The organism is Dyella nitratireducens (genome assembly GCF_014642835.1).
In the GTDB taxonomy this organism is placed as follows: Bacteria; Pseudomonadota; Gammaproteobacteria; order Xanthomonadales; family Rhodanobacteraceae; genus Dyella_B; species Dyella_B nitratireducens.
This window is the reverse complement of the sequence record NZ_BMJA01000001.1, coordinates 925,021-936,717: the sequence shown is the minus strand read 5'-3', so window position 1 is coordinate 936,717 and position 11,697 is coordinate 925,021. Positions and strand designations below refer to the sequence as shown.

9 protein-coding genes are annotated in these 11,697 nt (G+C 61.2%); all 9 read left to right on the top strand.

Features of this window, described 5'->3' with window-relative positions; all coding sequences use genetic code 11:
- The first annotated feature begins 35 nt into the window (after positions 1-35).
- From IEX75_RS04405 to IEX75_RS04365, 9 genes are read left to right on the top strand one after another with little or no spacing between them, the layout of a single operon-like run.
- Entirely contained in the window at positions 36-1,346 is a 1,311-nt protein-coding gene (locus tag IEX75_RS04405) for an ABC transporter permease (RefSeq protein WP_188793015.1), read from the top strand.
- A 15-nt stretch (positions 1,347-1,361) separates the two neighbouring features.
- Entirely contained in the window at positions 1,362-2,594 is a 1,233-nt protein-coding gene (locus IEX75_RS04400) for an ABC transporter permease (protein ID WP_188793014.1), read from the top strand.
- A 40-nt stretch (positions 2,595-2,634) separates the two neighbouring features.
- Positions 2,635-3,951, top strand: a complete 1,317-nt coding sequence (locus IEX75_RS04395) for an ABC transporter permease (protein ID WP_188794317.1) — start codon at positions 2,635-2,637, stop codon at positions 3,949-3,951.
- 10 nt (positions 3,952-3,961) lie between these two features.
- Positions 3,962-5,188: an ABC transporter permease gene (locus IEX75_RS04390; RefSeq protein WP_308422102.1), complete on the top strand. Its 1,227-nt coding sequence runs from the start codon at positions 3,962-3,964 to the stop codon at positions 5,186-5,188.
- A gap of 53 nt (positions 5,189-5,241) precedes the next feature.
- Complete coding sequence (locus IEX75_RS04385) at positions 5,242-6,567, top strand: ABC transporter permease (RefSeq protein WP_188793012.1); 1,326 nt, start codon at positions 5,242-5,244, stop codon at positions 6,565-6,567.
- Between the two features lie 12 nt (positions 6,568-6,579).
- Positions 6,580-7,833, top strand: a complete 1,254-nt coding sequence (locus tag IEX75_RS04380) for an ABC transporter permease (protein WP_188793011.1) — start codon at positions 6,580-6,582, stop codon at positions 7,831-7,833.
- Between the two features lie 27 nt (positions 7,834-7,860).
- Entirely contained in the window at positions 7,861-9,162 is a 1,302-nt protein-coding gene (locus tag IEX75_RS04375) for an ABC transporter permease (protein WP_188793010.1), read from the top strand.
- 9 nt (positions 9,163-9,171) lie between these two features.
- Positions 9,172-10,380 (top strand): ABC transporter permease, encoded by a 1,209-nt coding sequence (locus tag IEX75_RS04370; protein WP_188793009.1) that lies wholly within the window; start codon positions 9,172-9,174, stop codon positions 10,378-10,380.
- 12 nt (positions 10,381-10,392) lie between these two features.
- A complete protein-coding gene (locus IEX75_RS04365; protein ID WP_188793008.1) occupies positions 10,393-11,697 on the top strand; it encodes an ABC transporter permease in 1,305 nt (434 codons plus the stop codon).

The following is an 11,697-nucleotide window of genomic DNA, read 5'->3' as shown; positions in this document are numbered from 1 at the left end:
CTTCATATCAGCGGAAAGGGGAGTAGCGGATATCCATGCTGACTTACTATTTCCAACTCGGCGTGCGCAGTCTCAAGCGCAACCCCATGCTCACCGCACTGATGGTGATGGCGATCGGTTTTGGCGTGGCGGCGTCGATGATTACCTACTCGGTATTCCGTGCCGTTTCCGGTGATCCGATTCCAGAAAAATCTTCGCGGCTGTTCGTGCCGCAGATCGACAGCTGGGGACCGCAATACAACGAAAAAGGCGAACCGCCTGGCGCATTGAATTATGTCGATGCGATGGCCTTGATGAAGGCGCACCAGGCGTCACGCATGGCCCTGATATACCAGGTCATGTTGTCCGCCCTTCCGCATGACGCCAACAGTGTGCCGGTATCGACCCAGGGCTTTGCCGCCACAGCTGACTTCTTCACGATGTTCGATGTGCCTTTCCTGTACGGCAGTGGCTGGGACGCCACCGAAGACGATAACCGTGCGGCCGACATCGTACTGACCCAGGAATTCAATCAGCGCATGTTTGGCGGTGCCAACAGCGTGGGCAAGAGCATCACGTTGTCCGGACATGACTACCGCATCGTCGGTGTTAGCAAGCACTGGGATCCCTCACCGCGCTTTTACGATGCTTGGGGCGAAAGCGGCTTTAACGATCCGCCGGATTTTTATCTGGTGCTCAATCGTGCCCTGGACCTGAGGGCCGATAACGCCGGCAGGAACAGCTGCCGTGGAACGATTACTTACAACGGCTGGGATGAATTCCTGCAAAGCAATTGTGTCTGGCTGATGCCATGGGTGGAACTGGACTCGTCGAACGATGTTGCGCGTTATCGTCAATTCCTAGAAAGCTATTCCGCCGACCAACAGCGCGCCGGTCGTTTCGGTTGGGTAGCGAATGTGCGCTTGCCCGATGTCATGAAGTGGCTTGACGTCCAGCACGTCGTACCGCCCGAGAGCCGCATTTCGCTGATCGTGGCGATGTGCTTCTTCGTCATCTGCCTGGTCAACACGGTCGGGTTGTTGCTGGCGAAATTCATGCGTCGCTCGGGCGAGATCGGTGTGCGCCGCGCGCTGGGAGCGACCCGACATGAAATCTATGCGCAATACCTGGTTGAGGCGGCAGCGGTCGGGTTGGCCGGCGGTCTGCTGGGATTGCTGTTGACCATAGGCGGCATGTCCGGCGTGGGCCTGCTGTTCGAACCCGACATAGCGCGACTCGCACATGTGGATGTATCGCTCATCGGGCTGACTTTCGCGGTGGCCATTTTCGCCACGGTGGCAGCAGCGTTCTATCCCGCTTGGCGTGCTGCGCAAGTGCAGCCGGCCTGGCAATTGAAGTCCAACTGAGGCCGGGGAGCATTCATGGATATCCAGCCCATTCTCGCCGCGCTGCGCCGCCACAAGGCCGGTACGATCCTGATCGCCCTGCAGATTGCGCTGACCCTGGCGATCGTCTGCAACGCCCTATTCATCATCCATCAGCGCCTGTCGCGCATGAACGAACCAAGCGGCGTCGATGAAGCCAACATATTCGTGATACAGAACCTGTGGGGAGAGCAGTACTCCACGCAGGAGGCGTTGGAGAGAATCCAGGAAGATCTAGCCGCGCTGCGCCAAGTGCCTGGCGTGCAGGACGTGACCCCCAGCAACCAGTATCCCTTTAAGGGCGGCGGCTGGGATAACTTGATCACCTTGAAGCCGGACCAGCGCACGGAGACGACCGACGCGTCGTACTTTGCCGGCGACGAGCATTTTCTCGGCGCCCTCGGCGAGAAGCTGATCGCCGGGCGCGACTTCCGTCCGGACGAAGTGCAGAGCCGTGGCTTGCGCGAAAAAATGAATCCCTCGGTGGCGATTGTCAGCAAGCCGTTGGCCGACAAGCTGTATCCGCATGGCGATGCGCTCGGCAAGAGCTTCTACGCGATGACCAGTGCACCCGTCACCATCGTCGGCATCGTGGATGTCTTGCAACGATCCGACGTGGGTACATGGAGCGTGCCTTACGCCGGGGAATCGATGGTGGTGCCCATTCGCATGGCCATGCCGTGGGGCGGGTACTACATCGTGCGCACCAAGCCGGGCCAGCTTACGGCCGCCATGCGCGCAGCACCCAAGGCGCTGTACGCGGAAAATCGTATGCGCATGATCGATTCCAAGGATGGTGTGCTCAGCTTTGCCGAAGTCCGCCATCGTGCGTTTGAGCGCGACCGTGGCATGGCGATTCTCATGAGCATCATCTGCGCGGTGCTGCTGGCCATCACGGCAGCCGGCATCGTAGGCCTCACCAGCTTCTGGGTGGGGCAGCGGCGGCGGCAGATCGGCGTGCGCCGCGCGCTCGGCGCCACCCACCGCGACATCCTCAGTTACTTCATGACGGAAAACCTGCTGATCAGCCTGGCTGGCGTGGCGCTCGGCGTGCTGCTGACCTTCGGTCTCAATCTCTGGCTGGTCACGCGTTTCACGCTAAGCGTCTTGCCGCTGACCTACGTGCTGGGCGGCATCGTGATCTTGTTGTTGTTGGGGCAGGGCGCGGTCTTTGCACCGGCGCTGCGCGCATCGCGCGTGCCGCCGATCGAAGCGACGCGCCCCGCATGAGCCGGCATTCGCGCCAACGGAAAGGGGAGTGAAGAACAGGATGCTTGCCTACTATCTCCGGCTCGGACTGCGCAGCCTGCGGCGCAACCCGGTGCTCACCGTACTGATGGTGCTGGCCATCGGCGTGGGCGTGGCTGCATCCATGACGACGTTTGCCGTGTTTCGCGCGGTATCCGCCAATCCGTTGCCGGACAAGTCATCGCGGCTGTTCGTACCGCAGATCGACCCGTGGGGACCGCAGGCTCGCATCGATGGCAGTGATATACCGGATGCGCTCACTTACACGGACGCCATGGCGCTGATGCGCGATCGCAAGGGAGCGCGGCAAACGGCGATCTATCCGATAAACCATACATTGATACCGGATGACGTCTCGCGCGAACCGTTTCATGTCGACGGTTATGCGGCTTATGCCGATTTCTTTCCCATGTTCGAGGCGCCCTTTGTTTATGGGAGCGGCTGGGACCACGCGCAGGATGATGCGCACGCAGCCGTCGTAGTGATCAGCAGCCAGTTGAATCAACAAGTGTTCGGTGGCGCCAACAGTGTGGGCCGCTCATTGCGGCTGGATGATCACGATTATCGGATCGTCGGGGTCATGGCCGACTGGAATCCCCGGCCGCGTTTCTACGACGTCAACAATGACGATGGCTTCAGCGATCCGCCGGATTTCATTCTGCCGTTCACGCACGCCGTCGATACGCACACCGACACCAGCGGCAACGACCTTTGCCGCGGGACGACGGGGCGCGATCCCGGCTGGGATGGCTGGCTGCGTTCGGGCTGCGCGTGGGTGTCGTTCTGGGTCGAGCTGCCCGACAGTACTGCCGTGCAGGCCTATCGCGGCTATCTGCAAGGCTATGTGGCCGAACAGAATCGAGCGGGGCGCTTTCACTGGCCGGCCAAGACGGCATTGTTCGATCTCACCCAATGGTTGCAGCAGGAAAAGGTGGTGCCACCGGCAACGCGCATGTCCCTGCTGCTGTCGCTGGGTTTCTTCCTGGTGTGCCTGGTGAACACGGTGGGCTTGCTACTAGCGAAATTCATGCGCCGCGCCGGCGAAATCGGTGTGCGCCGTGCGCTGGGCGCGTCGCGTCGCGAAATATGGCTGCAGTTTCTGGCCGAGGCCGCCATGGTGGGGGTTGCCGGCGGCGTGGCAGGTCTGCTGTTTACCGGTATCGGCATGCTCAGCATTGGGCTGGTTTTTGATCCGGACATTGCACGCCTGGCGCATATGAGCGTGAGCCTGATGGGTCTGACCCTGCTGTGTGCACTGGTGGCGACGGTGGCTGCGGCGTTCTATCCCACCTGGCGCGCGGCGCACGTGCAGCCGGCGTGGCAGCTGAAATCGAATTGAGGCGATGACGATGCAGATTGGACCCGTTCTCGCTGCACTTCGACACCACAAGGCCGGCACCTTGCTGATTGCCGCGCAAATTGCGCTGACGTTGGCGATCGTCTGCAATGCCTTGTTCATCGTCCAGGCGCGGCTGGCGCGCCTGTCGCAACCCAGCGGTATCGACGAAGCCAGCTTGCTGGTGATCGGCAATGAATGGGCAGGCAAACCGAATGCCGATCAGATGGCATCGCTGACCGCTGCGGATCTGGACACGCTGCGCCGCGTGCCGGGTGTGGCGAACGTCTATGCCACCAATGCCTATCCGTTGGGCAACGGCGGCAATGTCATGGGCGTGGGGCATTCACCGGAAAAGCTCAAATACGTCACCAGTGCGGCGACGTACTACAGCGATGAGAACACGCTATCGACGCTGGGCTTGAAATTGGTGGAGGGGCGCAATTTCCGTGCGGATGAGATCGGTCTGCTCGATGGAAAAGGTTATATGCGGCCTGCCGTGATCATCATCACGCGCGCGCTGGCGATGCAGATGTTTCCGCACGAGTCGGCGATCGGCAAGCCTGTCTACATCAGTGCCTCGCCAAGCATGGTGATCGGTGTCGTCGACCGCCTGCGTACGCCCTGGGTGGACAACAGCATGGCCAAATGGGCGGATTGCTCCACGCTGGTGCCTTATCGCCAGCTCACGCCGATCACGCACTATGTGGTGCGTGTGCAGCCGGGTCAGCTGGACGAGGTGCGTCAGCATGTCCGCGCCGCCCTGTACGCCGCCAACCGCATGCGCGTCATCAGCCCCAAGGATGGTGTGCGCAGCTTTGCGCAGGTGCGCGAAGAGGCCTATCGCGATGATCGCGGCATGGCCATTCTGATGAGCGGCATCAGTGTGGTGCTGCTATTGGTTACCGGCGCCGGCATTGTCGGATTGAGCAGCTTCTGGGTCGGCCAGCGCCGCAAGCAGATCGGCGTGCGGCGTGCACTCGGCGCCACGCAACACGACATTCTCAGTTACTTCCTCACCGAGAATCTGCTGATCGCCGTCGCCGGCGTGGTGATGGGGGGCGTGTTGGCGATCGGCTTGAATCTCTGGCTGATGAAGCAGTTTGAAATGGACCGGCTTGGTGCGGGTTACGTGTTGGCCGGTGTGGCGGCGCTGTTGTTGCTGGGGCAGGCGGCCGTGCTGGCTCCTGCGCTGCGCGCATCGCGCGTGTCGCCGGTGGAAGCAACACGATCGGTATGAAGGACGGCATTTTTTGGCGCAGGAATATTCAACGGAAAACGGGGAGATAGCACATGCTTGGCTATTACTTTGATCTGGCAATAAGAAGTCTAAAAAGAAGTCCGGGCCTCACCGCGTTGATGATCTTGATCGTCGGCTTCGGGGTGGCGGCGTCCATGACCAGCTATTCGGTGTTCCGCGCGGTGTCGGGTGATCCGATTCCGTGGAAATCGTCGCGGCTGTTCGTACCGCAGATCGATATGTGGGGCCCCAAGGGCCGTCTTGATGCGACCAACAACAACGATCCGCCGGATGCGATGGACTACCTCGATGCGACTGCCTTGATGCGCGACCATCGCGGCAAGTACCAGTCCGCGATGTATCGCGTATCGCCATCGATCGTGCCGCCTGACGCGCACATGCATCCGATCAACGTGGGCGGGCATGCGGTCTACAGCGAGTTTTTCGCGATGCTGGACGTGCCGTTCAAGTATGGCAGCGCCTGGGCGGCCGACAGCGATGCGCAACGCGCCGCCGTCGTGGTGATCAACGCCAAGCTCAACCAGAAGTTGTTTGGCGGCAACAACAGCGTAGGCAAGACGCTCGACATCGATGGCAAGGACTATCGCATCGTCGGCGTGCTGGATAACTGGACACCCAAGCCGGTGTATTACGACGTGGTGAATACCGGCGGCTTCACCGCCGACCAGGAAGATGTGTTCCTGCCGTTTACGCGCGCCATCGACGTCGATATGCAGAACGATGGCAACACCAATTGTTCGGAGATTCCGAAGGGCTCGGGCTTCGTCGGCCTGCAGCAGTCGTCCTGTGTCTGGATTTCCTACATGGTGGAGCTGGACGATAAGGCCGCCGTGTCTTCCTACAAGAATTATCTGGACGGCTATTTCAACGACCAGAAAGCGTCCGGCCGATTCAACTGGCCCTTGAACAACCGCTTGCGTGATCTGCCGGCATGGCTGGAGTCCGAGCACGTGGTACCGAGCGACACCAAGATATCCCTGGTGGTGGCGCTCGGTCTGCTGATCGCCTGCCTGGTGAACACCGCCGGCCTGCTGCTGGCCAAGTTCCTGCGCCGCAGTTCCGAGATTGGCGTACGCCGTGCGCTGGGCGCGCCGCGTATGGCCATCTATACGCAGTTCCTGGTCGAGGCCGGTACGGTGGGCCTGACCGGCGGCGTGCTCGGCCTGCTGCTGACCTGGATCGGTATCCACGGCATAAGTTGGGTGCTGCCGAAGGAAATCGCCTCGCTCGCGCGTGTCGATCTGAATTTGTTGGCGCTCACCCTGGCAGTGGCCATCATCGCCACCATGCTGGCCGGGCTTTATCCCACTTTCCGCGCCTCGCGCGTGCAGCCTGCGCTGCAGCTGAAAACGAACTGAGGAGACGCTGCCATGACCTTGCATCCCATGATCGCGGCATTGCGCAAGCACAAGGCGGGCGTGGTGCTGATCGCGCTGCAGATTGCCTTGACGCTGGCCATTGTCTGCAATGCGGTCTTCATCATCTATGCGCGTGTCCAGAACGTGCAGCGCCCGACCGGGCTGGATGAAAGCAATCTGTTCATGATCACCCAGCAGTGGGTGGGTGCGCCGAACGGCGACGATCCGGCCAGTATCCAGAAGCTCGACGCCATGATGAACGAGGATATCAGTGCCCTGCGCTCGATGCCGGATGTCGAGTCCGTCACCCCGATCAATTCGCTGCCGCTGTTCCCGTCGAGCTGGAATGGCGCCATGTCATTGAAGCCGGGCGCGGAGCTTCGCGCGGGCAATGCGCGTACGACGTATTACTTTGGCGACGAAAACCTGATGAAGACGCTGGGCCTGCATCTGATCGCCGGGCGCAACTTCACGGCCGCGGACGTGACCAACAAGGGATTCCGTGATCCCAGCGAAGCGAATCTGGTGATCATCACCAAACCGCTTGCCGACAAGCTGTTTCCAAACAGCGATGCGGTGGGCAAGGTGGTGTACCTGGATGGCTCGAGCACGCCGAGCACGGTCATCGGTGAGGTGGAACGTTTGCAGGTGCCTTCCGTAAGCAGTTGGGCCAGCAGTTTCGTGTGGAATTCCACCATCGAACCGGTTCGCTTGAATTCCAATTTTTCACGCTATGCGGTGCGCACCAAGCCGGGGAGGCTCGATGACGTGATGCGTGCGGTGCCGTCGAAGTTGTACGCCGTCAATCCCATGCGTGTGCTTGATGACGACAGCGTCAAGTCGTTCAAGGATATTCGCGCCGAAGCCTATCGCGCGGATATCGGCATGGCGGTGCTGATGGGCGTGATCTGCTTGATCCTGCTCGCCGTGACGGCAGCCGGCATCGTGGGCCTCACCAGCTTCTGGGTGGGCCAGCGTCACCGCCAGATCGGGGTGCGTCGTGCGCTGGGCGCGAGGAAGATCGACATCCTGCATTATTTCCAGTTGGAAAATCTGATGATCGCCGGTGGCGGCGCCGTGGTCGGCGTTGCCTTGGCGGTGGGATTGAACCGGCTGCTGATGAGCAAGTTCGAGATGGAGAGCATGCCGGCCTACTACGTGCTGGTTGGTCTTGCCGTGGTGGTGACGCTAGGGCAGATCGCGGTCTTCGTACCAGCGCGGCGTGCGTCGAATGTGCCGCCGGTGGTGGCGACGCGCGCGGCGTGACGCCAGCCAGGCGAGGGAAACGAGGATATGCTGGGCTACTACCTCGATCTGGCGCTGCGTAGTTTCAAGCGCAACAAGGTGCTCACCCTTTTGATGGTGGTCACCTTGGCGCTTGGCATCGGCGCATCGATGACGACACTCACCGTGTTGCGGCTGCTGTCCGGCGATCCGCTGCCGCAAAAGAGCGGGCAGTTGTTTTATGTGCAGCTTGATCCCTATCCCAAGGATCGCCCGTTCTCCCGCAGCGGCAAATTGCCCTGGCTGACGACCTACACCGACGCCATGAATCTGCTGCACGCACATCGGGCCGAGCACCAGGCGGCGATGGCGATGACCCGGGTCAAGCTGATACCCACGACCACGCAGCAACGCCCATTCTTCAGCAATGGCGTGATGGCCACCGCTGATTTCTTCAGCATGTTCGAGGCGCCATTTCAATATGGCAGCGGATGGAGCGCTGCGGACGACGACAATCGCGCCAAGGTGGTGGTGATCGCCGACTACCTCAATGATCAGCTGTTCGGCGGCGCCAACAGTGTCGGCCGCAGTTTGCGCATCAACGATCAGGACTTCCGCATCATTGGCGTGCTTCGGCACTGGGCGCCGCAGCCTCGCTTCTATTCGTTGTACCTGGGCGGTCCCAACTACGGCAAGGGTGAGGCGGTGTTCCTGCCATTGCAGTCGGCCAGGGCGGCGGGCATGGATCCGATCAACAGCATGTCTTACGCGGCCGGTGACAAGCAGGTCATCGAGAACTCGCCGACTATCTGGTTGGGGCTATGGGTGCAATTGCCGGATGCGGCAGCAGTCTCTGCGTACCAATCCTTTCTGGCCAGCTACGCCGAGCAACAGGTTGCGCTGGGGCGTTTCCAGCGATCGCGCATCGGCTTGTCCGGCCTGATGCCATGGCTCGATAGCCAGCAGGTGGTTCCCGATAATGTGCGCATGCAAACCGGACTTGCCTTCAGCTTTTTGCTGATCTGCATGGTCAACACGGTGGGTCTGCTGCTGGCCAAATGTTTGCGCCGTACGAACGAGATTGGGGTGCGGCGGGCCCTGGGTGCTTCACGCGCGGCGATCTTTGCGCAATTCATGGCGGAGGCCGGGTTGATCGGCCTGGTCGGTGGCGGGCTGGGCTTGATGTTTGCGTTGTTCGGCTTGTGGTGCATCCGCCAGCAACCTGCCGAGTACGCCAGTCTGGCGCATCTGAATGGCCAGATGTTCTTGTGCACGTTTGCCGTGGCACTGATGGCAAGCCTCGTTGCCGGCATCCTGCCGGCATGGCGCGCCTGTGTCGTGACGCCCGCCCCGCAGCTGAAGTCGGCCTGAGGATCACGCATGGAAATCCGCCCGATTCTCGCCAGCCTGCACAAGCATCGCGTCCCGGCCTTGCTTATCGTGCTGGAGATCGCGCTGGCCTGTGCAGTGTTGTGCAATGCCGTGTTCATGGTCGCCCAATGCGTGATCGACGGGCGTGCGCCGAACGCCATCGATGAGCAAGGCGTGTCGGTCATCCATATCGGTGGCCTGGATGGCCGGCTGGCTGCCGATAGCGTGTCCCGCGACGTGGCCGCTTTGCGGGCGATGCCCGGTGTGAAAACCGTGGCGGCGATCAATGAGCCTCCTCTGGGGCCGGACGCCATGTTCAACGGCTTTGCCAGCAAGCCGAACGAGGAGCCACAGGTCAACAGCTCGGTCTATCTCATCGGCAAAGGCGCCGAGCAGGCCCTTGGGCTCAAGCTATTGCAAGGGCGTTATTTCACCGACGAGGAATACGCGCAGGGCGAACTGCTGCCCAACCATCAATCCGCCAGCCATGTCGTGCTGGTCAATCAAAGCGACGCCAAACGCTGGTGGCCGGGGCAGAGCGCGCTGGGGCAGCAAATCTACAGTGACATCAATACCTGGACGGTGATTGGTGTGGTCGCCGACGTGATCGCGCAGGATCCGAGCTTCGCCGGCGTGTCCGGAAAATATTCCAGCGTGTTCTTTCCGCAGCGCCCCAGTGCCGAATTGAACAACTACATCTTGCGCAGCGATCCCGCCGATCGCGACCACGTTTTGCAGCAGGCCATGCAAACACTCGGCAAGCTGGAGCCCGGCGCAGTGCTGGAAGGGAAAACCTTTGCCGACGTGCGCGCGGATTATTTTGCCGGCAGCCGCAATCTGGCCTGGATGCTCGTGCTGGTATGCGTGGTGATGCTGGCCGTGACCGCGCTGGGCATTGTCGGCCTTACCAGCTTCTGGGTCGGACAGCGCCGCAAGCAGATCGGCATACGCCGCGCCGTCGGCGCTTCCTGCCGACAGATCCTGGCTTACTTCCAGACCGAGAACTTTTTGCTGAGCACCGCGGGGGTGTTGCTCGGCCTGGTGCTGGCCTTCGCCATCAACATCTATCTGATGCGTCATTACGAAGTGAGCCGCATGCCTTGGTATTACCTGGGTGGCGGTGCTGCAGCGCTATGGCTGCTTGGCCAGTTGGCCGTGCTCGGTCCGGCCTTGCGCGCCGCCTCCGTACCGCCAGTGGAAGCAACGCGGACCATATAGGGGAGAGGGAACATGTTCGGTTATTACCTGGATATGGCGGTACGCAGCCTCCGGCGCAACAAAGTGCTGACCGGTTTGATGGTGCTTGCCATCGCCATGGGTATCGGTGCCAGCATGACCACGTTGACGGTGTTGCATGTGTTGTCCGGCGATCCGCTGCCGGGACGTAGCGCATCGTTGTATTACCCGCAGATCGATCCGCGTGACATGGCCGATTACGAGCCGAATGTCGAACCGCCGGATCAGGTCAGCTGGATCGACGGCATGTATCTGTTGCACGCAAAGCGCGCCACGCGACAAGCCTTGATGACCGGAGGGATGGTGCCGCTGCAGCCGGCACAGTCGAGCATCTATCCGTTTCATGCGATGGCGCTGTACACATCGGCGGATTTCTTCCCGATGTTCGACGTGCCGTTTCAGTACGGCAATGCCTGGGGTTCGATCGAGGACGACAGCAAGGCGCGCGTGGTGGTGATCAGTGCGAAGTTGAACGACAAGTTGTTCGGTGGCCAGAACAGCGTGGGCAAGACGCTGCGGCTGCAGGAAACCGCCTTCCGCATTATCGGCGTACTTGGCGCATGGCACCCGCAACCGCATTTCTACCAGATCTATATGGGCAGCTATGCCGACGACGAGGATATATTCCTGCCCTTGTCGACGTCGCGCGATGTGCGCATGGACCACGCCGGCAACACGGACTGCTGGGGCAATGGCGGTGGCGACAACAACACGCTTGAGCACGCGTCTTGCGTGTGGCTGCAGTTCTGGGTGCAGCTCGACACGCCGCAGCAGGCGGCGGCCTATCAGGATTTTCTGGTGCATTACTCGCAGGAGCAGCATGCGGCAGGGCGATTCCTGCGCCCGCCTAACGTGCGCCTGCGCAATGTGATGCAGTGGCTGGATTACCAGCAAGTGGTGCCTAGCGATACACGCCTGCAGGTATGGCTGGCGTTGGGCTTTCTCGTGGTCTGCCTGGTCAATACGGTGGGCCTGATGCTGTCGAAGTTCATGCGCCGTGCCGGCGAGCTAGGTGTGCGCCGCGCCTTGGGAGCTTCGCAACGCGCGCTGTTTGGGCAATTGCTGATGGAGTCGGGTGTGGTGGGCGTGGTTGGCGGCACGCTCGGCTTGCTGTTGGCGTTGTTCGGCTTGTGGCTGGTACGCCAGCAGCCGACGGACTACGCCAGGCTGGCGCATATGGACTCAAGCATGCTGCTGACGACGTTTGGGCTTGCGGTCTGCGCCAGTTTGCTGGCGGGTTTGCTGCCGGCCTGGCGTGCATGCCGGATCACACCGGCGCTGCAATTGAAGGCGAACTGA